General features: G+C 57.6%; 29 protein-coding genes. 15 read left to right on the top strand and 14 right to left on the bottom strand.

Annotation, left to right across the window (positions count from 1 at the left end; genetic code table 11):
• A complete protein-coding gene (gene fabD / locus ACR0KW_RS09935) occupies positions 1 to 939 on the bottom strand; it encodes an ACP S-malonyltransferase (protein WP_480804834.1) in 939 nt (312 codons plus the stop codon).
• Between the two features lie 170 nt (positions 940 to 1,109).
• Here fabD and ACR0KW_RS09930 point away from each other — a divergent pair, with 170 nt between their 5' ends.
• Entirely contained in the window at positions 1,110 to 2,336 is a 1,227-nt protein-coding gene (locus ACR0KW_RS09930; RefSeq protein ID WP_480804833.1) for a cytochrome b/b6 domain-containing protein, read from the top strand.
• 57 nt (positions 2,337 to 2,393) lie between these two features.
• Here the strand turns inward: ACR0KW_RS09930 and ACR0KW_RS09925 are convergent, their stop codons facing one another.
• The 3 genes from ACR0KW_RS09925 to ACR0KW_RS09915 form a co-directional block, all read right to left on the bottom strand.
• Positions 2,394 to 2,978: a YceI family protein gene (locus tag ACR0KW_RS09925; RefSeq protein ID WP_480804832.1), complete on the bottom strand. Its 585-nt coding sequence runs from the start codon at positions 2,976 to 2,978 to the stop codon at positions 2,394 to 2,396.
• Positions 2,979 to 3,273: 295 nt separating this feature from the next.
• Positions 3,274 to 3,864 (bottom strand): YceI family protein, encoded by a 591-nt coding sequence (locus ACR0KW_RS09920; protein ID WP_480804831.1) that lies wholly within the window; start codon positions 3,862 to 3,864, stop codon positions 3,274 to 3,276.
• Between the two features lie 126 nt (positions 3,865 to 3,990).
• The gene (locus ACR0KW_RS09915) at positions 3,991 to 4,509 is read right to left on the bottom strand and encodes a hypothetical protein (protein WP_170325293.1); all 519 of its coding nucleotides are present in this window, start codon (positions 4,507 to 4,509) and stop codon (positions 3,991 to 3,993) included.
• A gap of 294 nt (positions 4,510 to 4,803) precedes the next feature.
• On the opposite strand from ACR0KW_RS09915, the gene rpsF reads away from it, so the two are divergent.
• The 6 genes from rpsF to ACR0KW_RS09885 all read left to right on the top strand — a co-directional run bounded on the left by rpsF (position 4,804) and on the right by ACR0KW_RS09885 (position 8,579).
• On the top strand, positions 4,804 to 5,157 hold the full coding sequence (rpsF, locus tag ACR0KW_RS09910) for a 30S ribosomal protein S6 (protein WP_170325294.1): 354 nt from the start codon (positions 4,804 to 4,806) through the stop codon (positions 5,155 to 5,157).
• 27 nt (positions 5,158 to 5,184) lie between these two features.
• Complete coding sequence (gene rpsR, locus ACR0KW_RS09905; protein ID WP_005608650.1) at positions 5,185 to 5,412, top strand: 30S ribosomal protein S18; 228 nt, start codon at positions 5,185 to 5,187, stop codon at positions 5,410 to 5,412.
• Positions 5,413 to 5,424: 12 nt separating this feature from the next.
• Positions 5,425 to 6,045, top strand: a complete 621-nt coding sequence (gene rplI, locus ACR0KW_RS09900; protein WP_170325295.1) for a 50S ribosomal protein L9 — start codon at positions 5,425 to 5,427, stop codon at positions 6,043 to 6,045.
• A gap of 189 nt (positions 6,046 to 6,234) precedes the next feature.
• Positions 6,235 to 6,678, top strand: coding sequence for a transglycosylase SLT domain-containing protein (locus tag ACR0KW_RS09895; protein ID WP_480805059.1), 444 nt, complete (start codon positions 6,235 to 6,237; stop codon positions 6,676 to 6,678).
• Between the two features lie 237 nt (positions 6,679 to 6,915).
• Positions 6,916 to 7,617 carry an autoinducer binding domain-containing protein gene (locus ACR0KW_RS09890; protein WP_480804830.1) on the top strand — a complete coding sequence of 234 codons (702 nt, stop codon included), beginning with the start codon at positions 6,916 to 6,918 and terminating at the stop codon, positions 7,615 to 7,617.
• A gap of 107 nt (positions 7,618 to 7,724) precedes the next feature.
• Positions 7,725 to 8,579 carry an acyl-homoserine-lactone synthase gene (locus ACR0KW_RS09885; protein ID WP_480804829.1) on the top strand — a complete coding sequence of 285 codons (855 nt, stop codon included), beginning with the start codon at positions 7,725 to 7,727 and terminating at the stop codon, positions 8,577 to 8,579.
• 99 nt (positions 8,580 to 8,678) lie between these two features.
• Here the strand turns inward: ACR0KW_RS09885 and tig are convergent, their stop codons facing one another.
• The 3 genes from tig to ACR0KW_RS09870 form a co-directional block, all read right to left on the bottom strand.
• Positions 8,679 to 10,010: a trigger factor gene (gene tig / locus ACR0KW_RS09880; RefSeq protein WP_480804828.1), complete on the bottom strand. Its 1,332-nt coding sequence runs from the start codon at positions 10,008 to 10,010 to the stop codon at positions 8,679 to 8,681.
• Between the two features lie 182 nt (positions 10,011 to 10,192).
• Positions 10,193 to 11,317, bottom strand: a complete 1,125-nt coding sequence (locus tag ACR0KW_RS09875) for a porin (protein ID WP_480804827.1) — start codon at positions 11,315 to 11,317, stop codon at positions 10,193 to 10,195.
• 304 nt (positions 11,318 to 11,621) lie between these two features.
• A complete protein-coding gene (locus ACR0KW_RS09870) occupies positions 11,622 to 13,310 on the bottom strand; it encodes an NAD(P)H-hydrate dehydratase (RefSeq protein ID WP_480804826.1) in 1,689 nt (562 codons plus the stop codon).
• 169 nt (positions 13,311 to 13,479) lie between these two features.
• On the opposite strand from ACR0KW_RS09870, the gene ACR0KW_RS09865 reads away from it, so the two are divergent.
• From ACR0KW_RS09865 to ACR0KW_RS09845, 5 genes are all read left to right on the top strand, one after another.
• Positions 13,480 to 13,818, top strand: coding sequence for a P-II family nitrogen regulator (locus ACR0KW_RS09865; protein ID WP_170325301.1), 339 nt, complete (start codon positions 13,480 to 13,482; stop codon positions 13,816 to 13,818).
• Positions 13,819 to 13,848: 30 nt separating this feature from the next.
• Entirely contained in the window at positions 13,849 to 15,255 is a 1,407-nt protein-coding gene (glnA, locus tag ACR0KW_RS09860) for a type I glutamate--ammonia ligase (protein ID WP_058280622.1), read from the top strand.
• A 102-nt stretch (positions 15,256 to 15,357) separates the two neighbouring features.
• On the top strand, positions 15,358 to 16,002 hold the full coding sequence (locus tag ACR0KW_RS09855; RefSeq protein WP_480804825.1) for an MSMEG_1061 family FMN-dependent PPOX-type flavoprotein: 645 nt from the start codon (positions 15,358 to 15,360) through the stop codon (positions 16,000 to 16,002).
• 66 nt (positions 16,003 to 16,068) lie between these two features.
• On the top strand, positions 16,069 to 16,857 hold the full coding sequence (locus ACR0KW_RS09850; RefSeq protein WP_480804824.1) for a lytic murein transglycosylase: 789 nt from the start codon (positions 16,069 to 16,071) through the stop codon (positions 16,855 to 16,857).
• A 199-nt stretch (positions 16,858 to 17,056) separates the two neighbouring features.
• Complete coding sequence (locus tag ACR0KW_RS09845; RefSeq protein WP_480804823.1) at positions 17,057 to 17,971, top strand: hypothetical protein; 915 nt, start codon at positions 17,057 to 17,059, stop codon at positions 17,969 to 17,971.
• 36 nt (positions 17,972 to 18,007) lie between these two features.
• Here the strand turns inward: ACR0KW_RS09845 and ACR0KW_RS09840 are convergent, their stop codons facing one another.
• Positions 18,008 to 18,751 carry a heme-dependent oxidative N-demethylase family protein gene (locus tag ACR0KW_RS09840; RefSeq protein ID WP_480805058.1) on the bottom strand — a complete coding sequence of 248 codons (744 nt, stop codon included), beginning with the start codon at positions 18,749 to 18,751 and terminating at the stop codon, positions 18,008 to 18,010.
• 119 nt (positions 18,752 to 18,870) lie between these two features.
• Here ACR0KW_RS09840 and dddP point away from each other — a divergent pair, with 119 nt between their 5' ends.
• A complete protein-coding gene (dddP, locus tag ACR0KW_RS09835) occupies positions 18,871 to 20,214 on the top strand; it encodes a dimethylsulfonioproprionate lyase DddP (protein WP_480804822.1) in 1,344 nt (447 codons plus the stop codon).
• Between the two features lie 4 nt (positions 20,215 to 20,218).
• Here the strand turns inward: dddP and ACR0KW_RS09830 are convergent, their stop codons facing one another.
• A complete protein-coding gene (locus tag ACR0KW_RS09830; RefSeq protein WP_480804821.1) occupies positions 20,219 to 20,407 on the bottom strand; it encodes a hypothetical protein in 189 nt (62 codons plus the stop codon).
• 235 nt (positions 20,408 to 20,642) lie between these two features.
• On the opposite strand from ACR0KW_RS09830, the gene ACR0KW_RS09825 reads away from it, so the two are divergent.
• Entirely contained in the window at positions 20,643 to 21,857 is a 1,215-nt protein-coding gene (locus ACR0KW_RS09825; RefSeq protein WP_480804820.1) for a bifunctional alpha/beta hydrolase/OsmC family protein, read from the top strand.
• 10 nt (positions 21,858 to 21,867) lie between these two features.
• Here ACR0KW_RS09825 and ACR0KW_RS09820 read toward each other — a convergent pair whose 3' ends face one another.
• From ACR0KW_RS09820 to ACR0KW_RS09800, 5 genes are all read right to left on the bottom strand, one after another.
• A complete protein-coding gene (locus ACR0KW_RS09820; RefSeq protein WP_480804819.1) occupies positions 21,868 to 22,206 on the bottom strand; it encodes a hypothetical protein in 339 nt (112 codons plus the stop codon).
• A gap of 12 nt (positions 22,207 to 22,218) precedes the next feature.
• The gene (locus tag ACR0KW_RS09815) at positions 22,219 to 22,779 is read right to left on the bottom strand and encodes a hypothetical protein (RefSeq protein ID WP_480804818.1); all 561 of its coding nucleotides are present in this window, start codon (positions 22,777 to 22,779) and stop codon (positions 22,219 to 22,221) included.
• A 137-nt stretch (positions 22,780 to 22,916) separates the two neighbouring features.
• The gene (locus tag ACR0KW_RS09810) at positions 22,917 to 23,504 is read right to left on the bottom strand and encodes a biotin transporter BioY (protein ID WP_480804817.1); all 588 of its coding nucleotides are present in this window, start codon (positions 23,502 to 23,504) and stop codon (positions 22,917 to 22,919) included.
• A 76-nt stretch (positions 23,505 to 23,580) separates the two neighbouring features.
• A complete protein-coding gene (locus ACR0KW_RS09805; RefSeq protein WP_480804816.1) occupies positions 23,581 to 24,003 on the bottom strand; it encodes a DUF6314 family protein in 423 nt (140 codons plus the stop codon).
• Positions 24,000 to 24,248 (bottom strand): hypothetical protein, encoded by a 249-nt coding sequence (locus ACR0KW_RS09800; RefSeq protein ID WP_480804815.1) that lies wholly within the window; start codon positions 24,246 to 24,248, stop codon positions 24,000 to 24,002. The genes ACR0KW_RS09805 and ACR0KW_RS09800 overlap by 4 nt, the downstream gene beginning before the upstream one ends.
• Before the next feature lie 172 nt (positions 24,249 to 24,420).
• Here ACR0KW_RS09800 and purB point away from each other — a divergent pair, with 172 nt between their 5' ends.
• A complete protein-coding gene (gene purB, locus ACR0KW_RS09795; protein WP_480804814.1) occupies positions 24,421 to 25,725 on the top strand; it encodes an adenylosuccinate lyase in 1,305 nt (434 codons plus the stop codon).
• Positions 25,726 to 25,778: the final 53 nt, after the last annotated feature.

Here is a 25,778-nt window from a genome sequence, read left to right as displayed (position 1 = left end):
TTACGATTCGGCCTCAGTGACCTTTTGCACATCTTCCGGTGTGCCAACGGCCTTGCCCGCGATGTCGCGATTGATCTTGCGGATCATGCCCGACAGAGCCTTGCCTGCGCCGATCTCCCAAGTCTCGGTCACACCCTGCGCGGCCATGTACTGCACGCTTTCACGCCAACGGACCGAACCGGTGACCTGTTCGACCAGCAACTGGCGGATCAGGTCGGGGTCGGTAACCGCTTCGGCGCGTACATTCGCAACCAACGGCACAGCAGGAGCCTTGATTTCTACGGCAGCCAGAGCCTCTGCCATTACATCTGCAGCAGGTTGCATCAGCGCACAGTGAAATGGAGCACTTACAGGCAGCATAACCGCCCGTTTGGCGCCTTTTTCCTTGGCGATCTCTGCCGCGCGTTCCACGGCAGCCTTCGCACCCGACACCACAACCTGCGTCGGGTCGTTGTCGTTCGCGGCCTGACAAACCTCACCCTGTGCGGCCTCTTCGGCAACGGCGCGGACAGCGTCCAGGTCCAGCCCAAGAATGGCGGCCATCGCGCCCTCGCCGACCGGCACGGCGCTTTGCATTGCCTGACCGCGGGTGCGCAGCAGACGGGCGGTGTCGGCAACCGACAACGCACCGGCAGCGGCCAAAGCCGAGTATTCGCCCAGCGAGTGACCGGCGACAAAGGCCGCATCGGTGACCGAAACGCCCTCGGCCTCCAGTGCGCGCATCGCGGCGATCGAGGTGGCCATCAAGGCGGGCTGCGCGTTCTGCGTCAGCGTCAGGTCTGCGATGTCACCTTCCCAGATCAGGCTGCTCAGCTTTTCACCCAGCGCCTCGTCGACCTCGTCGAACACAGCCTGAGCAGCCGGATAAGCCTCGGCCAGAGCCTTGCCCATCCCGATGGTTTGGGCGCCCTGCCCCGGAAAAACGAATGCGCGTGTCATTGCGACCTCTTGGATGACGTTAGGTTGCCGGGGGGTGTAAACCGAGTGCGGACGCGGCACAAGCATTGCCTGACGTCTGCACTGTGGCACCGTTGATGTGCACTGTACGCTATTGAGTCCTGATCCCATGTCCTTAGTTTGAGCGCAGTCACCTCACCTCGGAGCAACAGATGCCCTCGACCAATACCTTTTCCAGCTATGGCAGCGTGACCAAGACGTTTCACTGGCTGACCGCCTTGCTGATCTTGACGGCTCTGCCGCTGGGATGGATCGCCAATGATCTGGCGCACGCGATCTATGACCCCTCGATCCCCACCACCGAAGACGATATCGCCCGGGCGACCCGCCTATTCTCGGTACACAAGACCGTGGGGGTCACTGTTTTCTTTGTCGCCCTCGCCCGCATCCTTTGGGCTGTGACGCAAACCAAACCGGGGCTCCTGAACGCCGAGAACAAGCCCGAAGCGTTCGCCGCCGAAACGGTTCACTGGATGCTTTATGCCTCGCTGGTTCTGGTGCCGCTGACCGGCTGGCTGCACCATGCCGCATCCGAAGGGTTTGCACCTATCCTGTGGCCCTTTGGACAAAACCTGCCCCTCGTGCCCAAGTCGCTCTTTGTCTCTGAGGTGACATCTGGCCTGCACTGGCTGTTCATCTGGGTTTTGGCCGGGTCTCTGGTCCTGCACATTGTCGGGGCCCTCAAGCACCATGTGGTCGACAAGGACAGCACCCTACGCCGCATGTTGCCCGGCCAATCGGATGCGCCCCAGCCCCCTGCGCAGCACCATTCAATGATCCCAGCTGCCGCGGCGCTGGCGGCCTGGGTGGCGATTTTGATCGGTGGCTGGTCCATCGGTATCTTCTCTGACCACTCCACTGCGGCGACCGACACCGCCGAACTGACCGAGGTACAATCGGACTGGCAGGTGCAGGACGGCGACCTGTCCATCACCATCACCCAATTGGGTAGCCCGGTGACCGGCCATTTCGCCGACTGGACCGCCGCGATCGCCTTTGAAGATCCGGCAGAACCGGGCCTAGCTGGATCAGTGGACGTGACGATTGCCATCACATCGTTGAGCCTTGGCACAGTTACGGATCAGGCCATGGCCGCCGATTTCTTTGACAGCACCCAGTTTCCGACCGCCCAATTCAAAGCCGACATCTACAAGACGGACACCGGGTACGAGGCGCGCGGCCCCGTGACCATCCGCGACAAATCGGTAGACGTCGTGCTGCCGTTCACTCTCGACCTGCAGGAAAACACCGCAACGATGGCCGGAGAACTTCAGCTGAACCGTCTGGACTTCGACGTTGGCACCTCACAACCGACCGAAGAGTCACTAGGCTTTGGGGTCGTGGTCTCGGTCAACCTGACCGCTGAACGAGAAACCTAAAAAAACCGCCGGGGCAGCCCCCGGCGGTTTCATTTCAGATCGCAGGACCCAGCTTATTCAGCCTCCTACACCTTCAGCCTTCTGTGCTTCGATCGAAATCCGAATTTCGACCTCATCGCTAACAAAGGGTGCGAACTGGCCCAGATCGAAGTCGCTGCGGACCAGCGTAGTTGTCGCGTCGAACCCGGCCCACGGTTTGTTCGCCATCGGGTGATCGCCCACCTGATTCAGCGTTGCGTCCAGAACAACCGATTTGGTCACACCGTTCATGGTCAGATCACCGGTGATGTTGGCTGTGTTTTCGCCCGTCACCTCGATGGCCGTCGACGTGAAAGTCACCAGATCACCTTCGTCAGCACCAAAGAAATCCTCGGTCATAAAATGGTCTTCACGCGGCTTCCAGCCTGTGATCATTTCGACGACCGGGATCGAAACGGAAACGCTAGACGCGGCAGGGTCATTCTGATCGAACATGATCTCGCCCTCAAAGCCCGAGAACATGCCGGTTGTGGTCGAATAGCCCAGATGATTGTAGCTAAATACAACCTGGCTGTGGCTGGGGTCCAAAACGTATTTCTCGGCGCTGGCAAATGCCGATGTCGCCGACACGGCAAGAGCAGCAGCAAGAAGGGTGGATTTCATGACAATCTCCGTTTTATTTGAGTATGTTTATGAGCAATCCGATTGGGTTGCTCATAAGTAAATGTGCTGTGCAACAGCAGCACACAAGTCCAACTGACTCACAACCTCTGTTCTTTTTTGAACAGAAATGCATTTAGGCAAAAATTGCTGAACTTTGGCTCAATTGGGTGCGAATGCTCGGCAGACATCCGCCGACTCCAGCAGCCTTTTCTTCAAAATCCTGCTGTCAGCGTTCATCAAACTCGCTTAGTAACCGCCGAAGCGCACCGCCTGAAGAAGCGCGTGCTTCAATCGATTACTGAGCCTTCAGTTCCGCATTGATGACGATTTCCAGCTCGTCGCCGTCGGGCGGAAAGAATGCACCCATTTCCCAATCCGAAGCATTGATCTTGGTGGTCGCTGTGATGCCCAACCACTGGCCCTTGTAATAATCGAAGAACTGCCCAACCGGATGTTCACCGTATCCATTGACGGTCACTTCGAAAGTTGCTGGTTTCGAAACATCCTTGATTGTCAGATCACCAACGACGTTGAGCGTGTTGTCACCTGTCTGTTCTACCGAAGTCGAAACGAATTGAACAATTGGGAAGTTCGCTTCATTGAATAAAGCCTCGCCCACTATGTCCGAATTGAACTGATCGTTCCCCGTTACAACGCTGCTTACAGGAATGCTAAAGTTGGCTTTTGCATCTGCAACGGCGCCTTCCGTGAATTCGAGTTCACCTTCAACAATACCAAACTCGATGGATTGCCGCGAAAACCCAGCGTGGGAATAGTACACCCGAACTTCGGTATGACCCGGATCTACTTTCCATGTTTCTGCAAATGCTGATGAAGCCATTGCTGCGGCGGCGAACAACGTAGTGGCAAATAAGTTGGTTTTCATAACGATCTCCACAAAATGAGGCGCGCAAACCCGTTGGGTTGCTCGATAACGAAAATGTGCTGCCCTTGGGCAGCACACAAGTATCATTCTCTCACATTTTCTGTTCTTTGATGAACAGAATAAATCTTAGGCGAAGATTGTTACACTTCCACTCAGTTGCCCCTTAAGCGCCCGGCTGACATCCGCCGACTGCAACGGCAGCTTCATCAGCAGGCTGCCATCGACGTCGAACAGCTCAACCTGTTCGTCGGCAAAGCGCGCACCACCCAGCGTGTCATAGCTGCGGCGCAGAACGGTTTGCGGGCGTCCGTTTTCGTTCTTTTGCAGAACCCGAACCTCGCGGCGGATCGGGTCGAAATAGGCGTCAGGGCGGGCATCGAGAATCTGGATCGTCAGCAGGCTGACCCCGACCAGCAGGAACATCAGCGATGCAGCCAGTTTGATCGGCCAAACCTCGGTCGCCATGACCGATCCGTCCATAAGCCACATGGAAAACGCCATAACGATCAGAAGCGCACCGACAACCCGGGCTAGAACCATGCGCACCTTCCAGTTCGGCGCGAAAGCGATCAGCACAGGTACAGATTTCTCGTAGTTCGCTGAATTTGCGGACTCATCGAATGTGTTCGTATTCATCGCACTCATATCTCTCACCCTGTTTTCAGGTTGCCGTCCTGGGTCTGGTTTCCCCGGATGTTTCCCGGTATGGAAAACAACTTTGAGCCGAAAAACGTCAGGAATTGGGCGGCGCAATGTTAATTGGATGTTAATAGCGCGACTTCACCGAGGCATCGCACCGGGTCTTGCCCCTCACGCTGGAACGTGTATATGGGGCCATCCTTCGCAAATCACATGAATCGCGCAGCCTCTCGTGGCAGGGTCGCGAAGGACGAAATGGCCCCGCCTATGAAATGCGCCTTGATAGAAACAGGAGTGCACATGCCACTGTATGAGCATGTAATGATCGCGCGTCAGGACCTGTCCAACGCGCAGGCAGAAAGCCTCGTCGAACATTTCGGCACCGTTCTGGCTGACAACGGCGGCAACGTCGTCGAAAGCGAGTACTGGGGCGTCAAGACGATGGCCTACAAGATCAACAAAAACCGCAAAGGCCACTATGCCTTCCTGAAGACCGACGCCCCCGCCGGCGCCGTTCAGGAAATGGAGCGCCTGATGCGCCTGCACGAAGACGTCATGCGCGTTCTGACCATCAAGGTCGACGAGCATGCCGAGGGCCCCTCGGTCCAGATGCAGAAGCGCGATGAGCGCGAAGGCCGCCGCGAGCGCCGCTGATCTAAGCCTGACGAAAGGACATAAACCATGGCCGCAAAACCATTTTTCCGCCGCCGCAAGGTCTGCCCGTTCTCGGGTGAGAACGCGCCGAAAATCGACTACAAAGACACCCGTCTGCTGCAGCGCTACATCTCTGAGCGCGGCAAGATCGTACCTTCGCGCATCACCGCCGTTTCGGCGAAAAAGCAGCGTGAACTGGCCCGTGCTATCAAGCGCGCCCGCTTCCTCGCCCTGCTGCCCTACGCTGTGAAGTAAGGAGAGACTGACATGCAAGTTATCCTGCTGGAACGCGTTGCGAAACTGGGTCAGATGGGCGACGTCGTTGACGTCAAGCCCGGCTACGCCCGCAACTTCCTGCTGCCCCAAGGCAAAGCCCTGAGCGCATCGGACGCCAACATCGCGTCGTTCGAAGCCCAGAAAGCGCAGCTTGAGGCCCGCAACCTGGAAACCAAGAAAGAAGCTGAAGCGCTGGCTGAAAAGCTGGACGGTCAGCAGTTCATCGTGATTCGCTCGGCATCGGATGCCGGCGCTCTGTACGGTTCGGTCACCCCGCGTGACGCCGCAGACGCTGCGACCGAAGCAGGTTTCACCGTCGACAAGAAACAGATCGCCCTGATCGCTCCGATCAAGGAACTGGGTCTGCACTCGCTGGCAGTCAAGCTGCACCCCGAGGTCGAAGTCGAGATCAAGATGAACGTCGCCCGTTCGCAAGAAGAAGCCGAACTGCAGGCGTCGGGCAAGTCGATCCAGGAACTGGCCGCAGAAGAAGAAGCCGCTGCTGAATTCGAAATCGCCGAACTGTTCGACGATATCGGTTCCGCTGCTTCCGACGACGACGATCTGGTTGCCGAAGAAGCACCGGCTGAAGAAGACGAAGCCAAAGCCTGATCCGGTCGAACCGAATTTTGAAAAGGCCGCACGATTTGTGCGGCCTTTTTTCTTGCACACAGCAAACGGGCAAAATTCAGCCAGAATTCAGGCCTACGCTTGCACGCGGCTTCGCGTTTCCTATCATCGCGGCCTGAACTTCGGAGTACACAGATGACAATTTTCTTGCGCCGCAGCGTCCTTGCCATAATGCTGACAGCCCCTTTCGCCGCTTGCGGCGGGCCGGATACGCCGACACAAGATGCGTTTGATCCCCCGCTATACCCCAACGAGACGCCGGAACTGCGCGCATCCATAAACCACTGGGCGGACCACTACGAGGTTCCGCGCGAGCTGGTGCACAAACTGGCAATCCGGGAAAGTACACATCGCCCCTGGGCCGTGAACCGCCCCTACTACGGCCTGCTGCAGATCCTGCCCGCCACGGCACGCTCGATGGGCTATTCCGGAGATGCACAGGGGCTGCTGGATGCGGATACCAACCTTGAATTCGCTGGCAAGTACTTGCGCGGCGCTTGGTTGTTGTCGGACGGAGATCAGCAACGGGCAATATTTCTGTACGCAAAGGGATATTGGCCAGAAGCCAAAGCCAGAGGCATGTTGGTCGAAACCGGCCTTCAGCCATCACCATAGGTAATTATGTCATAACTTAGGGTGCTTTTTTGAGCGCGAATGATGGAAAAGTCACTAAATAGCTTTCTTGCATACAACACCCTTTAGAAAATCACAGGCTTTTTTTTCATCGTCTTGTCATTTTTTAAAATATATGCTGACTTGCCTTCCTCAAGGTAAGTTGGTTCCATCCTAGGTAAGTTGCCGTTTCGAAGCCGCTCTCGGGCCAAAACACGGACAGTAGTTCATAGGCGCAATATGGAGATTATTGATCTGAGCATGCTGCCAGGTACAGAAACTCGGTACACCGAGTTTCTGAAGCAAGTGTGCGAAAAGTTTGAAATGGACCATGCAGCCTATGCGGGAATGAACCCGTCAGAGGGGAAAGTTGCGGGTCACGTTACCTACAATGACGACTGGAAAGAGCACTACCAGAAACACGATCTAGTGATGATCGACCCAACGCTGCACGTGGCCAAACGCAGTATTGCTCCAGTCGATTGGAGCCGCTTGGAGCGCAACCAAAATTTCCAACGTGTTTTTCGGGACGCGCATGATTTTGGGCTTCCTAATCAAGGGGTTACTATTCCTGTTCGCGGTCCTTATGGTGACGTAGGATTCCTAAGTGTGACACGCGACTGCCCCAAAGATGAATGGCGTAAGCTCTATTCCCACGTCATCAGCGACCTACAGTCGATGGCAGTACATATTCATGACAACGTAATCACCTCGGACGAGTTTACCGGGGCGTTGTATCACCCCAACCTATCGAGCCGCGAGGCCGAGATATTGCAATGGGTCGCCGCAGGAAAATCGCAACAGGACATTGGTGACATTCTCTCAATCTCGCACCGAACGGTCGAGGTCCATCTGCGGTCAAGCCGCGAAAAACTATGCGCGCTGACCACACCACAGGCCGTGGGGCGTGCCATCGCAGTCGGACTTATCGGTACGGGTTAGAAACAAGATTAACACTATGTGAACAAAATACGGGAAACCCCCAATAGAAAATCTCCCTCGAAGCGGTAACCTCTAATTTACCGAATGACCACTCGAAGGGGGAAGAAATGATCATCGTTGTAGATGGCCTGAACAGACATATGTTCGGCGAAGTTCTTGACGAGATGTTCGAGTTAAGAGCACGCGTTTTTGGTGAACGTCTCGGTTGGGACGTCAAAATCGAAGACGGCAAAGAAATCGATGAATTCGATAACCTGGATCCGACATACGTAGTCGGCTTCGACGACGGGGGAAATGTCGTCGCAGCCGTGCGTGCCCTACAGACTACCGGACCTCATATGCTGGCCGATGTTTTCTCGGCCATTCTGGACGGAGAGCCGCCTATTCGAAGTGCGACACTGTGGGAGTCCACCCGCTTCTGCGTCGACACTCAGCGCTTGACCCGCGGCAAAGGCGAAAACTCGTTGTCCTATGCCACCTGTGAACTGATGATCGGGTCGCTGGAATATGCCAAAGCTGCGGGCGTCCAGGACATTGTCACAGTCATCGATCCGGTGATGGACCGGGTACTCAAACGCTCGGCTTGTGCGCCTTACGACTATGTCGGGAAGACCGTGCCAATGGGCAAAGTTTCAGCCCTCGCGGCACTGGTAGACTGCACCGACGAGCGCATCGCCGCCCTCAGGGAGTTCGCAGGTATCCAAGGAGATGTTTTCCTTGAAGAAGAGCAAGCGCTTGCCCTGTTCAACAGCAAAAAACTGGTCGACCCGAAAGTCGCGAACCGCGATCATCAACCCCTGACCGAGTTAGAGAAGTATTTTGTCGAACAAATGCATTCGGCAAAAACAGAGAACGAAGTCAAGGATGTGTTGAAGCTGATCGAGGCCCTTTCGGACCGTTTCACGCCAGAGCAGAAGACCGCTCTGCTAAGTACCCCCCGTGCTTTTGCTCATGAGGCCTGACCCCCTCACCTCATAGTACAAAAGCCACCCACCGGAGCCGTCTGATTTACAGGCGGCTCCGCTTTTTTTGGTGCCCATATGGGGATGGGCGGAAGAGGATTACTCCTCTTCCAGTGCCTCAACGGCTTTCTGCAGGTCGTCTTTGCTGACTTCTTTGTCAGCGACCTGAGCCAGTTCGACGATATAGTCGATGACCTTGTCTTCGAAGATCGGCGCGCGCAGTTGCTGCTGCATCTGGGCGTTCTGCTGTACGAACTCAAAGAACTGACGCTCCTGACCAGGGTACTGACGCGCCTGGTTCATGATTGCCTGGGTCATCTCGGCATCGGTGACCTCAACCTCGGCCTTCTGGCCCAGCTCGGCCAGCAGCAGGCCCAGACGCACGCGGCGCTCGGCCAGTTTGTTGTGCTCGTCAGTGGGCTCGATCTCGCCGTGGTCGTGACCTTCGACTTCCGGGTTTTCCTCGTGCCACAGCTGGTGTGCAATCTGTTTGGCTTCGGCTTCAACCAGCGACGGCGGCAGATCGAACGAAACTTTCTCGTCCAGAATGTCCAGCAGAGCACGCTTCATGACAGCGCGCGATGCGCCGTTGTATTCGGCTTCCAGACGCTCGGCGATCTGGCCTTTCAGCGCTTCCAGGTCCTCGGCGCCGAACTTGGTAGCCAGCTCGTCATTGATCTCGGCAGCGACGGGTTCTTTCACCTCTTTCACGGTGCAGGTGAAGACGGCGTCTTTACCTGCCAGATGCTCGGCACCGTATTCGTCGGGGAATTTGACGTTGACGTCTTTTTCTTCCTCGGCCTTCACGCCAACCAGTTGCTCTTCGAAGCCGGGGATGAAGCTGTTCGAGCCCAGAACCAGCGGATAGTCTTCGGCGGAACCGCCTTCGAACTCTTCGCCGTCCACTTTACCGACGAAGTCGATCACAACCTGATCGCCGTCCTTGGCTTTGGAGCCTTTACGACGCGCTTTGAAATCCTGTGCGGTTTCGGCCAGGTTGTTCAGCGCCTCTTCGACAGCCGCGTCGTCGGCTTTGACAACCAGCTTTTCCAGCTCAACCGATTTCAGGTCAACTTCCGGAATCTCGGGCAGTGCCTCATAGGACATCTCTACGTGGACGTCGTCGCCTTCTTTCCAGTCTTCGTTGGTCATCTTGACCTGCGGCTGCAGCGCAGGACGGTCACCGCTGTCTTCGAAGTGCTGGTTCATGGCGCCGTCAATGCTTTCCTGCATCGCTTCGCCCAGCAGGCGTTGGCCAAACTGCTTTTTCAGCAGTGCCATTGGCACTTTGCCTTTGCGGAAACCCTTCATCTCGACTTCCGGCTGCGCTTCGACCAGTTTCTCATTAACTTTGTCGTCCAGCTCAGCCGCGGAAACGACGATGTTGTAGCCGCGTTTCAGACCTTCGTTCAGCGTCTCGGTAACCTGCATTATGGTAGTCCCCATAGGATTCGGGGCGCGCAAAACGGCGCGCCGGGCAAATTTGACGCCTTCTATTTGCCCAGCCGCCCACGTGCAAGGGGCAAAGCCCGGATCGGTCTTGTTTTGCCGCCGATTTGAACAAAAAAACGCCCCGGACAGAGCCGGGGCGCGTTTTGGTCAAACGGGTCTGGTCAGAACTTCCAGCGCGCGCCCAATACCCAGGCTTCGTTGTTGTCGAACGAGGTGCCATCATCGAAGTCGTGGTTACGGTATTTCAGATAGGCGTCAGTGTTGATCGCCTCAAATTTCTGCACAACAGCGATGCCCCATGCTTCAGTGCTGGAACCGTCAGTGTCGAAATCCGAACCATCGAAATAGTCAATCCCGATGCCCGTCTTGCCCCAGGATACCCAGTCACCTTCATAGGCGAGCTTCGCATACCAGTAGTTTGGGTCACTAGCGTCAGTGGAGGTGTCATCGCGCGTACCCGCGGCTGCGGTAAAGCTGAAACCACTGGGAAACAGTACAGAGGCTGACCCGATAGTATCTTTCCGCTCACCCGATATATCATCAAAATCGCGAACCGCGTAGGCCACACTAGCCGCAAACTCGATGCCGCCCGCAAAGGTGTTTTTGTAGAAAACACCTATGTCGTAGTAGGTATCGTCATCACTGCTGGACAAGATGTTCTCGCCATAGGCAAGGCCCGCCGAGAAGCCATTGAATTCCGGCGTATCATAACGAATACGACCACGGCGAGCCCCATCAAGGTTGCTGCTGGAGTCGCCGACAGTGATATCGCTCAGGAGTCCATCTGTGCCCCGGTAAAAGAAGGCCGAGTTTTCATCATTCGTGAATGAATACAGAGTGGTACCAACATAAGAGAGATCGGTTTCAGCCGCGCCATCAGAAACCATGCTGCCCTGACCGGCCGAAAACTTACCGTAGCTGCCCTTCAGTGCGAAATCGACATGGCGGATGTCTTCCCGCGTCCAGCCGCTGAAATCAGTGCCATCCTGGTTCCATTCAGTCGAGTTCGGCAGACCAAGCGCGGTTTCAAACCGGAAGGTAAACTCGTTGGCGCCATAGGGTTGCATCAATCGCAGCCCAACACGGCTGTTCGACAGGTCGTTGTCCAGTACGCGGGTATCCGTTTCCTCTCCGTCGTCCACCGAGATCAGGGCCGGGTGCAATTGACCGTACAACAGCACATAGCCGCCGCTGTTGTTTTCGTATTTCAACTCGGCCGCGGCAGGAATTGCCGTTGTCGCGGCCAGCACAGCTGCTATTGAGGTCAGTTTCAGTTTCTGCGTCATTTCATTCACCTTGAAAACTCCGGCTCCCGTTACCTCTCAATCGCGTAGTTACCGCTGACATTCCAGCGGTCGGCGACGATACTTTCGAGGTATTGCAAACCTGCCACTCAGGCCACGAAATCCGGACTTAATTCCCCTTTTAATCAACGCCTTATCTGCGGTCATGCCGCAGCCAGAGATCCACTCCAAGGGAATTTTGACGCCCAGCCATGCGCGTGGCAAACACTCGCTTTGCCCATACAGCAATCCCGTCGGCCAATTGCCGCCGAACACGAGGCCGATCGGCCGAATCCTGCCTAGACAATCAAATATTCAGTTCTTTAAAAACCTTAGGCAATTGCTCGGGCAAATCTTCGGCAATCAAACCTGGTCCGAATGTACGCGCGCATTCCACGTGCAGCCACGCCGCCGTTTCCGCCGCCTGCATCGGGCCGAACCCGCGGGCAAGAAGCCCGGTAATAAAGCCTGCCAGCACATCGCCCGAACCCGCAGTTGCCAGCCACGGAGCTGCTCGTTCATACATCGCCGCGTTGATCGAACATCCACCATCCGGCGCAGCAATCACCGTGTCCGGCCCTTTGAACAGCACCACGCACCCTGCCTGTTTCGCGGCCTCACGCGTGGCATCTACCTTGGAATAGGCTGGGCCTTTGGTTGGTGTTGCCGCCAGCTTCTCGGCAATATCCGGGAACAACCGCGAGAACTCTCCGCCATGTGGCGTCAAAACACAGGTGTCGTGGAGTTGAGAGAACAGCACCGCCGGATCATCCGCAAACGCCGTCAGCGCGTCGGCGTCCAGTACAGTAGCGCGTTCGGCCGCAAGAGCGGCTGGCACCAATTCCCGCGCGCGCTCTATGCCCAACCCGGGGCCCAGACAAACAGCATTCAGCCGCTCATCCTTCAGCACATCGGTCAGGCCATCCGCCCCCTCAACCCGCTGCAACATGATCGCGGTCACTTGCGCCGCGACCTCCATCTGAGCCGCCGGAGGCACCGCCAAGGTCACCAACCCCGCCCCTATGCGCAAAGCCCCCCGCGCCGCCAGCCGCGCGGCCCCGGTCTTGCCAGCGCCACCTGAGAGGATCAACGCGTGGCCGTAAGAGTATTTATGTGGCCCCACTACCGATTTCTTGTCGAGATCATACCAGGGCCAAATGCGTCCGTGCCGCCCCTTTGGTCGAACAAACTCCAAACCTATGACGCGGTCTTTTGGCCTTGGGGATTTGAGGTGGCCGGGATGTCTGTCCTCGGCCCCCAGCCCGATATCAACGACGCGAACCGACCCGCTGGCATTAGACAAAGCGTGACCAATTTTCTTTCTGTGAAAGACAACGGTGAGATCGGTTTGAAACAACCTTTTTGACGCGTCCGTTTCCCACCACTTCCATTTGGCCTCTAGGTCCTTTTCTTCGCCACCCGTGTCTTCCGGCATCTCAGGGAGGAGAGTTTTGCCGCTGTCGGTGTCGAACCCGGATGAGCAATCAACTGCGACACGATGAAATGGAACAAGCCACGGATGCCTTTCGCCCACATTGCGCGCCTCGACCGAATGGTAGGCAGTTGCCAAATCCAGTGGGATAGCGCGGGACAGACCTGTGCCAAACATTGCGTCAACCAGAACGTCAGGACGGTCGCCCTGCCCCACAGCTTCGGCGGTCAAGTTTTTGGTCGGTCCGAGCGTGCTCCACCGCCCATAATTCTTACGCGCGTCCGGCGGCAGTTTCATTGGGTCTCCGAATAGAAAGACCTCAACCTCCCAACCACGGCTTTTGAGCAGCCGCGCGACGACAAATCCATCGCCGCCATTGTTCCCCGGCCCGCACAGAACCACAGCCCGGCCAGGCGATTTTGCCAGTTCCGGCCACTCTTCAAAAATCGCCTCGACAACGCCCCGCCCGGCCCGCTCCATCAGTTCCAGCCCGGTCACCGCACCGGACTCAATCGCGGCCTGTTCGATGGCTCGCATTTGCGCAGCAGTCAGCAATTCTGTCATCTCAAATCCCTCAGCGATTCAATTCTGATTACTTTTTGTGCAAGTCGATCAAAATTTCACCCGCCGCCTATTTTCTCGGCACGCGCGTGCCGCCATTTTCGCAATCAGATTGCCGACCGATCTTAGACGTGATCAGTGCCATCCTGACAAGTGTTATAGGGAGCCCGGGATGAAGAAGATCGAAGCGATCATCAAGCCGTTCAAACTGGACGAAGTGAAAGAGGCGCTGCAGGACGTGGGTGTCCAGGGTCTCAGCGTGATCGAGGTCAAGGGTTTTGGCCGTCAGAAAGGCCACACCGAACTCTATCGCGGTGCGGAATACGTCGTCGACTTTCTGCCCAAGGTGAAGGTCGAGGTCGTACTGGACGACGATCAGGTCGATGCCGCCATCGAGGCCATCGTTTCGGCCGCGAAAACCGACAAGATCGGCGACGGCAAGATCTTTGTCTCGCCCGTTGAGCAAGCCATTCGCATCCGGACCGGTGAGACCGGCTCGGAAGCGCTGTAATCGAACACTCCAAGTAGAGGAATAGAGAGTATGAGCAAGGACGCAGTTCTTCAGCTGATCAAGGACGAAGGCGCCGAATACGTCGACGTTCGTTTCACCGACCCGCGCGGCAAGCTGCAGCACGTGACCCTGATGGCCGATCAGGTCGACGAGGACTTTCTGGAAGAAGGCTTCATGTTCGACGGTTCGTCCATCGCGGGCTGGAAGTCGATCGAAGCATCCGACATGAAGCTGATGGTCGACACCGAAAGCGCCTATGTCGATCCGTTCTACGCGGAAAAAACCATCTGTGTGCACTGCTCGGTTGTCGAACCTGACACCGGCGAAGCGTATGAGCGCGACCCGCGCGGCACCGCTCAGAAAGCAGAAGCGTACCTGAAAGCATCGGGTATCGGTGACGTCGCCTACATGGGCCCCGAAGCTGAATTCTTCCTGTTCGACGACGTTCGTTTCTCAAACAGCATCAACAAGGTATCCTACGAAGTTGATGCAACCGACGCATCGTGGAACACCGACACCGAGTACGAGATGGGCAACATGGGCCATCGTCCGGGCGTCAAAGGTGGCTACTTCCCGGTCAACCCGATCGACGAGGCACAGGATCTGCGTTCGGAAATGCTGTCGACCATGAAGCGTCTGGGCATGAAAGTTGACAAGCACCACCACGAGGTTGCGTCCTGTCAGCACGAGCTGGGCCTGATCTTTGACAGCCTGACCAAACAGGCTGATGAGCTGCAGAAGTACAAGTACATCATCCACAACGTCGCGCACGCCTACGGCAAATCGGCTACCTTCATGCCGAAGCCCATCGCAGGTGACAACGGCACCGGTATGCACGTGAACATGTCGATCTGGAAAGACGGCAAGCCGCTGTTCGCTGGCGACAAATATGCCGACCTGTCGGACGAAGCGCTGTACTTCATCGGCGGCATCCTGAAGCACGCCAAAACCCTGAACGCCTTCACCAACCCGGCGACCAACAGCTACAAGCGCCTGATCCCGGGCTTCGAAGCACCTGTTTTGCGCGCCTACTCGGCTCGTAACCGTTCGGGTTGTGTCCGTATTCCGTGGACCGAAAGCCCGAAAGCCAAGCGCGTCGAAGCTCGCTTCCCTGACCCAGCTGCGAACCCCTACCTGGCGTTTGCCGCTCTGCTGATGGCTGGTCTGGACGGCATCAAGAACAAGATCGATCCGGGCGAAGCCATGGACAAGAACCTGTACGATCTGCCTGCCGAAGAACTGGCCGACATCCCGACCGTTTGCGGCTCGCTGCGCGAAGCGCTGGAAGCTCTGGCATCCGATCACGACTTCCTGCTGCAGGGCGACGTGTTCACCAAAGACCAGATCGACGGCTACATCGCACTGAAGATGGAAGAGGTCGAAACCTACGAGCACACCCCGCACCCGGTTGAATACGGCATGTACTACAGCTGCTGATCCGGTTCTGGGTTTACATCTGCAAGGGCGTCCAATCGGGCGCCCTTGTTTCGTTTGGCGTGATCTTTCACACTCGGGACTATCCCGGTCAGGAGAGATCCAATGCCAACTGATGATCCCTTTTCGCAATTCTCGGAGTTCGTGACGACGGCAGAGGAGCTGGAGCGCATAACCGGCGCGCCCCTGCCCCAGATCATCGCCAAGGAATTGCACGCACTGGACCAGATGTGCCGCGACTTTATCGCGGCATCGCCCTTTTGCCTGATCGCCTCGGCCAACCCCGGCGGGCATCTGGACATTTCACCGCGCGGAGACCCCGAAGGTTTTGTTCAGGTGATTTCAGACACACTGATGGCAATCCCGGACCGACCCGGCAACAAGCGTGTGGATACGTTTCACAATGTGCTGCTGGACTCGCGCGTCAGCCTGATCTTCTTTGTCCCCGGCAAGATGGAAACCCTGCGCATTCGCGGCACCGCCCGGATCTGCGCCGACCCTGAGCTGCTGAACGGAATGGCGGTGAACGACCATGCGCCCAAGCTGGCCCTGCTAATCCATGTTGAAACCGTGTTTGCCCATTGCCCCAAATGCGTCATCCGTTCGAACCTGTGGCAGCCTGAAAAGTGGCCGGACTCGTCGAACCTACCAAACATGAACGCGATGATGGTGAAACACGCCAAAATCGACAAAACGCCTGATGAGTGGTTCGAAACCCTGAAAGAAACCGGAGAGCTTGACCTGTATTAACTGCTTTGCGGATCGCAAGATGCAGCTTACCCTTGCTCTCAGCCTTTTATTAACCGGATTTCGCTGATGTTACGATTTGCTTTGATTTTAGCCCTGTCCCTGCCAACGCTTGCAGCTGCTGCCCCTTGCGGCAACACCAGCAGCGGTTTCGAGGCCTGGAAACAGGATTTTGCAAAGCAGGCCAAGCGCTCGGGTGTCAAAAAGAAAGGTCTGCAAGCGCTGGCGCAAACCCAGTACGCCACGCGCACCATTGCGGCAGATCGCAATCAGAAAAGCTTCAAATATTCGCTGGACAAGTTCATGCGCGTGCGCGGAGCCGATACGATCGTGGCACAAGGGCGCAAGCGCAAGGCGCGCAACCCTCAATTCTACGCCGCGCTGGAACGGCAATACGGCGTCCCAAGCGGCGTACTGATCGCGATCCACGGAATGGAAACAGGGTTCGGGAATTTCATGGGCGACAGTCAGGTTGTTTCCGCAATCACCACACTGGCTTATGATTGTCGCCGATCCGAGTTCTTTACCCCCCATGCCATCGGGGCGCTGAAACTGGTCGATCAAGGCAGCATTACGACGGCGACCAAAGGGGCGAAGCACGGCGAATTGGGGCATACTCAGTTCCTGCCGGGCAATGCGCTGATCTACGGCGTCGATGCCACCGGCGACGGCCGCGTGGATTTCTACAACATGACCGACGCGCTGGCCTCGACCGCGAATTTTCTACGGCAGAAAGGGTGGAAACCGGGGCGCGGCTATCAACCGGGGCAACCCAATTTCAGGGTGATTCAGGAATGGAACGCGGCCTCGGTCTATCAGCAATCCATCGCCATCATGGCCGCCCGAATCGACGGCTGATACGCGCCATGTTTCAGCGCCAATACACCGCAATCCGGACACAATATTGCCACAGACGTTAAGCGGCCCCTAAAATGCCTAGGTTTCCAATGAGTAATCAATCCCGCTGATTTTTCATTTTTTTCCATTTTCGCCAAATTCTGCCCCATATCAGTTGTTAACCTGATTCTCAGGACAGGATACGACAAAGGAATGCGTGGTGACTTCGAAGCACAGCTATCACGGCGGTCTTCAGTTCAACGGAGAAACCGAGGGCGCGCTTGAGCGTTTCGGCGCTATTGTTGCAACGACTTTGGGCGACTATGGCCACCTGGTCGAACGCAAAAACATGCTGAGCGAGACCGAGGCCAGCATCGTATCAAGCCAATATCTGGTTCGCCTGACTTTGGACACTCAAGTCGTCGGCGCAGAAGACCGGTTCGGACGTCTGGACCGCGCCGCGGGGTTGAAAACCGCAAGTAGACCGGTTGTCACCCTACCGAAGAACCGTCTGACGATCACTCTTTCACCAGTGTCTCCGTTGTTGGATGACAGCGAAATTTCTGAGCTCATGCTGGTGGTCATCCTGTATCGGATGGTCGACATCTGCGCGACGCAGCGTGTCGAGTGGTTGTCGTCCAACACCATTCTGACCGTTGAACAATTCATGAGTGCGTTTGACACTTTGACGCCCCCCAAACCACGAAACAGAAAACAGATTTTCGAGGCAGTGACAGGCCCGTTCGCCGGGCTGAACATACCTGACGAACAGGATCTGGATGAGCCGCAAAAAAGGGCGCCTACGCAAGCAGCCCGGCCGATCCAGTTGTCTGATGAGCAGTTGCTCAGCATCGCTTTTCGGACAGAAACCCAAGAGCAGCAAACTGATGGGGAAGTGGACACGCCCCCCCTCGACCACGAAAAACCCAGTGATATCCTGCGACTGACCAGTTGGGGATTGACCGGGGCCGTGGCTAGCGTGTCCGTACCCATCGCGGTCTCTGTGGCCGCAGTGAACCTGATCAGGGGCGAAGATTTTCGCCTGAATACTCAGGTTCTTGCCTACACCGTCGCAATCTCCGCTCTCAGCACAAGCGGGGCATTCGCCGGTGTCGCCAATGCGTTGGGCATGTAGAACTAAACTTCAATACCCTCCGTGGAGGCCCCGCCATCAGGCGGGGTTTTCCATTTTGCGCAAGTGCTGCGCCTCCAGCACGTAGGTATGGATCGAAAAGACCACCGCCCGCGTTTCCGGCAGGCGCAACAAGGTCTGGCGTTCGCTGCGCAGGAACTGAGCGGCCCCCGGGTTGCTGACATCGCGCCGGTCGTTGGAACTACGGGGTTGATGCAGTTCCGCGTCCTCGTACCAAAGCGCATTAAACCGCCACAGCGGACGCCCCGGCTGTATCCCGTCAAACAGGCGCTGCACCCGTCGCGCGATGTCGTCGTCATAGCCTGATACCGGGATGTGAATGTCGATCAGAGGGCGCATGAACTTTTCCGAAAGGCGCCAACTTGCGGGAAAACACAGAATAGCCCCGGTCAGGACGTGTTCATCCCCGTGCTTTTGCAGGATACAGAAATCTTCCTGCACCAGACGGCATAGAGTGTCTAACGGGCGTGAACGGTCGATTTCAACAACCTGACCATCCGGGCGGGTGACCTGATCGGTGCAACCCAGATAGACCTGATGCAGAACCATATCCAAAAGCTCTTGCGCTGCGGGCTCGGCACCCGGGTCCAGCGCCAGAACGTCCGGTCGCTGCTCTTGCAGAATCTCTTCGCGCCGCTGCATCTGCCCGGCGAACGCATCGTCGCAATGCAGCCAGTCATCCATGCTTGCCGGTTGGATTCCCGGCAAAGGGCGTGGCGTCAGCGGGTCATAGGGGATCGAGGTCTGTAGGATCGTCATAATGACGGCCTATCACCAGTTGAACGGGTTGTCGGCCCAAAAGCGACGAGTGCGCCGTCGCAAACTTTCAAGACGCTTGGGAAATGATTCTTCACGTTGAATTTCAGGCAGGGAGGCCCATCATGAACCAGCATTACCGCGACAGCCGCAAGATCGATCCAACCAAAGGCACGACACTGGGCGATGGCACCCCAAACGACAATGACCGGATCGAGATTGGGCCGACGCAACTGGCCTTTGCGGAATGGGAGGCAGCCGGTCTGGCCTTGCCCGATCTGGCCCGGATGCGGGAATACCGGTGGAAACGCTTGATCAAGGCCATCGTGGATCGCGGTTATGGCGGGCTGCTGATGTTTGATCCGCTCAATATCCGTTACGCTACCGACAGCACCAACATGCAATTGTGGAACACGCATAACCCGTTCCGCGCTGTGCTGTTGTGTGCCGATGGCTATATGGTGATCTGGGACTATAAGAACTCCCCTTTCCTGTCGAAATTCAACCCGCTGGTGCGCGAGCAACGCTCGGGTGCGGACCTGTTCTATTTCGACCGTGGCGACAAGGTGGATGTAGCGGCCGATGTATTCTCGAATGAGGTGCGGCTGCTGATCGACGAACATGGCGGCGGCAACAAACGTCTGGCTGTCGACAAGATCATGCTGCACGGCCTGCGTGCGCTAGAGGCTCAGGGGTTTGAGATTATGGAGGGCGAAGAGGTCACCGAAAAGACCCGCGCCATCAAGGGCCCGGATGAGATTTTGGCCATGCGCTGCGCGCACCATTCCTGCGAAACCGCCGTGGCCGAGATGGAAAAATTCGCCCGCGCCAATGTGGGCGACGGCAAGACGTCCGAGGATGATATATGGGCCGTTCTGCACGCCGAGAACATCCGGCGCGGCGGTGAGTGGATCGAAACCCGCCTGCTGGCCTCGGGTCAGCGCACCAACCCGTGGTTTCAGGAATGCGGGCCTCGGATCACTCAACAGAACGAAATCATCGCCTTTGATACCGACCTGATCGGATCTTACGGCATCTGCATCGACATCTCGCGCACATGGTGGATCGGGGATGAAAAACCCCGCCCCGACATGGTCTATGCCATGCAGCACGCGCATGAGCATATCATGACTAACATGGAGATGCTGAAACCCGGCGTGATGATCCCCGAGCTGACCGCCAATGCACATAAGCTGGACGACAAGTTTCAGGCGCAGAAATACGGCTGCCTGATGCACGGCGTCGGCCTGTGTGATGAATGGCCGCTGGTCGCCTATCCGGATAAGGCGGTGGCGGGCTCTTACGATTACCCGCTCGAACCCGGTATGGTTCTATGTGTCGAAGCCGCCGTCGGTGAGGTTGGCGGCGACTTCTCGATCAAGCTCGAGGATCAGGTCCTGATCACCGAGGACGGGTATGAGAACCTGACCACCTACCCGTTCGATCCCCAGTTGATGGGACAGGCGTAACGCCTCAATCTGGCCAGGTTGAACGCCGAACGTTGCCGTGCCAGTCCTCGGACGGGATGGTGACTTCGGCTGTGGTCGAAGCCGCTGGCCAGGTTTGACCCAGCGTGAAGCCCAACACTCCAGTCAGGGCGATGACGATCAGAAGGTCGGGGCGGAAAACAACGCCACGCGGGGCGGATGCGGTATGGGACATGTAAGCCTCCTTGGCTTGCTATCAGTGATAGCTGCAAGATGGGGGCATTCCCAAGATTAATAAAACGAATATTTATCATCTATTGCATCACAAATTTTGAACATCAGAGAAATCCGCTTTCCTGACCCGAAAGCGCTCACTTTTCTCACCTTCCCGTGACGCGTCTTACAATGGGGTTGAGGCACCAGTCGGAAGCACACAGTATTGGGTCCATCCCGACACGTAAGGAATTGCCATGCCCACCGAACGCATTACCTTTGCCGGTCACGACGGCAACCAGTTGGCTGCACGCCTTGATCTGCCGGACGGACCGGTGCTGGCAACCGCGTTGTTTGCGCATTGTTTTACCTGCTCCAAGGACATTCCGGCCGCTCGCCGCATCGCCGCCCGTCTGGCAGCGATGGGCATCGCGGTTTTGCGGTTTGATTTCACCGGGCTTGGCCATTCGGGTGGGGAGTTCGCCAACACCACATTCACCTCGAATGTCGAGGACCTGATCGCCGCTGCACACTATCTGGCCAGTCGCAACATGGCCCCCGCCCTGCTGATTGGGCATTCTCTTGGCGGGGCTGCCGTCCTGCGGGCCCGGGCCGGTATTCCCAGCGTCAAGGCCGTAGTGACGCTGGGCGCGCCCGCCGATCCCGGCCATGTCGCACACCATTTCGAAGGCGCCCTGCCCCAGATCGAACAGGACGGATCGGCCGAGGTCATGCTGGGGGGCCGCCCTTTCCGCATCGGCAAGGCCTTTGTCGATGACATTTCGGAATCCGCACTGACCCCGGCGATTGCCGAGCTGAAGGCCGCACTGCTGATCCTACACGCACCGCGTGACGAAACCGTCAGCATCGACAATGCCAGCACCATCTTTCTGGCCGCCAAACACCCCAAGAGCTTTGTTACGCTGGATGATGCCGATCACCTGATCACCCGCGCCTCGGACGCTGAATACGCAGCCGACGTGATTGCAGCTTGGGTGACGCGCTATATTCCCCTCAGGCCGCCCGCACCGCCCCCTGGCGCGCCCGAAGGCGTGGTACGCGTGTCCGAGGTTGATCCCTCGGGCTTCCTGCAGGACATCCAGTCCGGCCCCCGGCATCACGCCGTGGCGGACGAGCCTGCATCCTATGGCGGCACCGACAGGGGCATGTCGCCCTACGGCTTCGTCTCCTCGGGTCTGGGGGCCTGTACGTCGATGACGATCCGCATGTATGCGCGACGCAAGCGGTGGCCTCTGACGGGCATCACTGTCGATGTCTGCCACAACAAGGTACACGGGCAGGATGCCGGACTGGCCGGAGACGGCAAAATCGACCAGTTCCGCCGCAAGATCCGTCTGGAAGGCCCGCTGGACCAGGAACAGCGCGCACGGCTGTTGGAAATCGCAGACAAATGCCCCGTTCACCGCACGCTGGAAGGGTCAGCCCAGATTACAACAGAACTGTTGAGCTGACCCCGTCAGACTATCGGCGCGGCGACGGGCGATGGATGGGCGGCCGGGCCACGGGCGGACGCGCAACCGGCGGGCGCGCCACAGGCGGCGTCGGACGGGCTGGCGGCTTCGCGATTGGCGGTGTGGGCCGAACTGGTGGCCTGCCCGCGGGCGGGTTGGGCCGCACTGGTCGGTCGATATCAACATCCACGTTTACGTCGTGGTAGTAATCGTTCCACAGCATCGAGTCATAGAACGGGTCATACCCATATCCGACCCCGACCGTCACACCATCGCAGGCGGACAAAGAGAAACTCGCAGCCCCAAGGCCCAGCGCCAGAAACAGACGTTTGATAGGTTTGGTGGTCATCAGCGCCTCTCCTTACTGTACGGCCCGGAACGACGCGAAAACGTCATTCAGAACGTCGACATAGGCCGGATCGGCCCCGTCACGTAGGATCGCCACAACAACGGCTACGCGATCTTTTGGCAGATCAATGATGGTGGCAGTAAAGTTGATGCCGCGCCCGTCACGGGTGCCGGTGCCCCGTATCACGCGTGCCGGCAAACCCCCGATCCGGCTGTCGGATGTACTGGTAACCGTCGGGTCCTTGACCAGAAACTTGTCGATATCCTCAAGATACCGCAAACCGCCCTCAATCGAGGCGACCCCCGTCGGAGAGACAAATCCAATCCAGACATTGTCATCGGTCACGGGCCGCACGCCCATGACACGCGCAACGGCGCGCGGGTCACCCAGTTCGGTGTCCTCAATCTCGCGCGGGCCGCCGGTACGCACGACCCAGAAGTCGGGCGCAGCAAAGCTGAACAACGCGCGCCCTGCATCGGTATACGTGATCGGAGTATCCGCCGCAGCAGGTGCCACAGCCCCCAGCCAAAACGCGGCACAAACGGCCAAAGTCGTGCTAGAAAAAATACGCATATCTCAATAACCCGATGATTTCCTTGCCATCAGATTGAACGAGACCCAGCTGTTTTGTCCAGCGTCTGTTTGTAAGGTCCACAAAAAACCCGCGCCCGGATTGCTCAGGACGCGGGTGTGTTTTTGTTTAGCTGAAATCAGGTACGGGCATCGCCGACCAGTTTCCACAGACCCGGGATCAACAGAGCAGCCAGTGCCAGCTTGATCGCATCGCCCATCAGGAACGGTGTCAGGCCCCATTCCAAGATCGGCTTGTCCCAGCCGTAAAGCTGACCCAGCCACAGCAGGCCCGGCACATAGATCAGGACGTTCGCCAGAACCAACGCCAGCGCCAGTTTACCAACCGAGCGATCCCATCCGCGCGCAGCCAGTGCGCCCAGCAGCACAGTGGCCAGCAGGTAACCGACCAGATAACCGCCGGTGCCGCCCATCATATACGTCAGCCCGAATTTCTCGGCCGAAGACCCCGCAAACACGTCAAAACCCAGCGCACCGACCAGCAGATAGCCCAGCATGGTGATCAGTCCCAGGCGCGCGCCGTATGCAGTGCCGATGGTCAGCACGGCGAAGGTGCCCATGGTGATCGGAACCGGCCACATCGGCACCTTGACCTTCGCGGCAATCGCCAGCGCCAAAATACCCAGAGCCACCAGGACAACCTGTTTCACGCGCAGCGCTGTGCCCTCGCGCGGGCCGATTGCTTCGGCCAGAACACTTGTATTCATTTTCGTTTCTCCACATCCGGATGGAAATTCGGGCCCATCAAAGCCTATTTCACATCGATACTTCAAGATGATTGCGCTATCGAGGGCGGTACTCGGTCTTCATCTCATAGGATTTTCGCGGCCCCGAGACGGTCCAGCTTACGGACCAAATGGGCCAACCCGAGAAATCATAGACCGCATCATAGCTGTCTGGCGGACAATCATGATGATCCCTAGACTGCGCTTGCCCAAGCTTCAATGCGTGAAAATACCGCTCGTCATTGAAAAGGATCGCAATTCGGTCGCCGGACTCCTGCCATAGATACCGCCGCGTGCCTTTCATCGCGGCCTGCCCCGGTATCCGCAAGGTCACGTCCTCATCATAGATCAGGCCCTGTTTGTCCGGGCGCAATACCGCCTGCCCCTCGGCCTGCACGACCTGCCCTGCCCGCGTGTCATGAATGGTGCGGGTCAGGCTCCAATTGCCCTCGAAATCGGACAGGCTGAGCGGCAAAGTCATTCCGCGAAGGTTCCGTCGGTAGTCCCTCCCGCGTCATCCACAAACCGGATCACATCACCGCTTTTCCGCACGTCGTAACAGGCCCACAGATCCGAAGGGGGCCAGAGCGAGCAATACCGATCCTCACGCACGGCCCAGCGCCCCGCACTGGGTCTTCCCGAAAAATACTGGGTCAGCATCGTTTCATCGAAGGTCTGCCAGACACCCTCTCCGTAATCGAGCTTTTGGCCGGTGAGGGCCTCCAAGATCTCGTCTCCGGTCAACTTCCGGAACTCTTCTGCAGTCAAAAAACCGGGCCAAAGGGCCAAAATCAGGGCAAACCGTCTCATACCTGCACTCGTGCCTTGTTCCCTCGGGGCTGCGGGTTTAAACCGCGCGCGAACGCCTTATCCCAACCACAAAAAGGTCTCGCCGCCAATGATTCCACGTTATTCCCGCCCCGATATGGTCGCCATCTGGTCGCCCGAGACCAAGTTCCGCATCTGGTTCGAGATCGAAGCGCACGCCTGCGACGCCATGGCCGATCTGGGCGTGATCCCGCGTGAGAATGCCGAAGCCGTGTGGAAAGCCAAGGATGTGGAATTCGACGTGGCCCGCATTGATGAGATCGAGGCCGTCACCAAGCACGACGTCATCGCGTTCCTGACCCACCTGGCCGAACATGTCGGCAGCGAAGAGGCGCGCTTTGTCCATCAGGGCATGACGTCTTCAGATGTTCTGGACACCTGCCTGAACGTGCAGCTGACCCGCGCCGCTGACCTGCTGATCGCCGACCTCGAAGGTCTGCTGGCCGCCCTCAAGCGCCGCGCGATTGAACACAAGAACACAATCCGCATCGGTCGCAGCCACGGCATCCACGCCGAGCCGACCACTATGGGCCTGACCTTTGCCCGTTTCTACGCCGAGATGGACCGCAACCTGTCGCGGATGCGTGACGCCCGCGCCGAAATCGCCACCGGCGCGATCAGCGGCGCGGTTGGCACCTTCGCCAATATCGACCCGCGCGTCGAGGAACATGTCTGCGACCAGCTGGGTCTGGTGCCCGAGCCGATCAGCACGCAGGTCATCCCACGCGACCGCCACGCGGCGTTCTTTGCAACGCTGGGCGTCATCGCCAGCAGCATCGAGAATATCGCGATCGAAATCCGCCACATGCAGCGGACCGAGGTGCTGGAAGGGGCCGAGTTCTTCTCGATGGGTCAAAAAGGCTCGTCGGCCATGCCGCACAAGAAAAACCCGGTCCTGACAGAGAACCTGACCGGTCTGGCGCGCATGGTGCGTGCGGCTGTGATCCCGGCGATGGAAAACGTGGCGCTGTGGCACGAGCGTGATATTTCGCACTCCTCGGTCGAACGCATGATCGGCCCGGACGCCACGATCACCTTGGATTTCGCACTGGCCCGTCTGACCGGCGTGATCGACAAGATGCTGATCTTCCCCGAGAATATGCTCGAGAACATGAACAAGTTCCCTGGCCTTGTAATGAGCCAGCGTGTTCTGCTGGCCCTGACCCAAGCCGGGGTCAGCCGTGAAGATGCCTATGCAATGGTTCAGCGCAACGCGTTGAAGGTCTGGGAACACCGCACCGATTTCAAAGAGGAACTGCTTGCAGACGCTGACGTCACCGCCGCGCTGAGCCCCGAAGAGATCGAAGAAAAATTCGACCTCGGCTATCACACCAAGCACGTCGACACGATTTTCGCCCGGGTGTTCGGCGAATAAAGCAAGACCAATCAAACGCTTCGACGGGTCCGGTTCGCATCAAGCGATCCGGG

This window comes from Ruegeria sp. CG11, assembly GCF_056537245.1.
Note: the sequence above shows the minus strand (reverse complement) of the source record. Positions and strands in the feature narration are given on the sequence as shown.

Coding starts and splice junctions, on each gene's coding strand:
- purB (WP_480804814.1), top strand. CDS start 24,421: ATGATTCCACGTTATTCCCGCCCCGATATGGTCGCCATCTGGTCGCCC.
- ACR0KW_RS09865 (WP_170325301.1), top strand. CDS start 13,480: ATGAAGAAGATCGAAGCGATCATCAAGCCGTTCAAACTGGACGAAGTG.
- ACR0KW_RS09870 (WP_480804826.1), bottom strand. CDS start 13,310: ATGACAGAATTGCTGACTGCTGCGCAAATGCGAGCCATCGAACAGGCC.
- ACR0KW_RS09805 (WP_480804816.1), bottom strand. CDS start 24,003: ATGACTTTGCCGCTCAGCCTGTCCGATTTCGAGGGCAATTGGAGCCTG.
- dddP (WP_480804822.1), top strand. CDS start 18,871: ATGAACCAGCATTACCGCGACAGCCGCAAGATCGATCCAACCAAAGGC.
- ACR0KW_RS09885 (WP_480804829.1), top strand. CDS start 7,725: ATGATCATCGTTGTAGATGGCCTGAACAGACATATGTTCGGCGAAGTT.
- ACR0KW_RS09815 (WP_480804818.1), bottom strand. CDS start 22,779: ATGCGTATTTTTTCTAGCACGACTTTGGCCGTTTGTGCCGCGTTTTGG.
- rpsF (WP_170325294.1), top strand. CDS start 4,804: ATGCCACTGTATGAGCATGTAATGATCGCGCGTCAGGACCTGTCCAAC.
- rpsR (WP_005608650.1), top strand. CDS start 5,185: ATGGCCGCAAAACCATTTTTCCGCCGCCGCAAGGTCTGCCCGTTCTCG.
- ACR0KW_RS09820 (WP_480804819.1), bottom strand. CDS start 22,206: ATGACCACCAAACCTATCAAACGTCTGTTTCTGGCGCTGGGCCTTGGG.
- ACR0KW_RS09825 (WP_480804820.1), top strand. CDS start 20,643: ATGCCCACCGAACGCATTACCTTTGCCGGTCACGACGGCAACCAGTTG.
- ACR0KW_RS09855 (WP_480804825.1), top strand. CDS start 15,358: ATGCCAACTGATGATCCCTTTTCGCAATTCTCGGAGTTCGTGACGACG.
- ACR0KW_RS09830 (WP_480804821.1), bottom strand. CDS start 20,407: ATGTCCCATACCGCATCCGCCCCGCGTGGCGTTGTTTTCCGCCCCGAC.
- ACR0KW_RS09925 (WP_480804832.1), bottom strand. CDS start 2,978: ATGAAATCCACCCTTCTTGCTGCTGCTCTTGCCGTGTCGGCGACATCG.
- ACR0KW_RS09890 (WP_480804830.1), top strand. CDS start 6,916: ATGGAGATTATTGATCTGAGCATGCTGCCAGGTACAGAAACTCGGTAC.
- ACR0KW_RS09895 (WP_480805059.1), top strand. CDS start 6,235: ATGCTGACAGCCCCTTTCGCCGCTTGCGGCGGGCCGGATACGCCGACA.
- ACR0KW_RS09810 (WP_480804817.1), bottom strand. CDS start 23,504: ATGAATACAAGTGTTCTGGCCGAAGCAATCGGCCCGCGCGAGGGCACA.
- fabD (WP_480804834.1), bottom strand. CDS start 939: ATGACACGCGCATTCGTTTTTCCGGGGCAGGGCGCCCAAACCATCGGG.
- rplI (WP_170325295.1), top strand. CDS start 5,425: ATGCAAGTTATCCTGCTGGAACGCGTTGCGAAACTGGGTCAGATGGGC.
- ACR0KW_RS09850 (WP_480804824.1), top strand. CDS start 16,069: ATGTTACGATTTGCTTTGATTTTAGCCCTGTCCCTGCCAACGCTTGCA.
- ACR0KW_RS09920 (WP_480804831.1), bottom strand. CDS start 3,864: ATGAAAACCAACTTATTTGCCACTACGTTGTTCGCCGCCGCAGCAATG.
- ACR0KW_RS09930 (WP_480804833.1), top strand. CDS start 1,110: ATGCCCTCGACCAATACCTTTTCCAGCTATGGCAGCGTGACCAAGACG.
- tig (WP_480804828.1), bottom strand. CDS start 10,010: ATGCAGGTTACCGAGACGCTGAACGAAGGTCTGAAACGCGGCTACAAC.
- ACR0KW_RS09875 (WP_480804827.1), bottom strand. CDS start 11,317: ATGACGCAGAAACTGAAACTGACCTCAATAGCAGCTGTGCTGGCCGCG.
- glnA (WP_058280622.1), top strand. CDS start 13,849: ATGAGCAAGGACGCAGTTCTTCAGCTGATCAAGGACGAAGGCGCCGAA.
- ACR0KW_RS09915 (WP_170325293.1), bottom strand. CDS start 4,509: ATGAGTGCGATGAATACGAACACATTCGATGAGTCCGCAAATTCAGCG.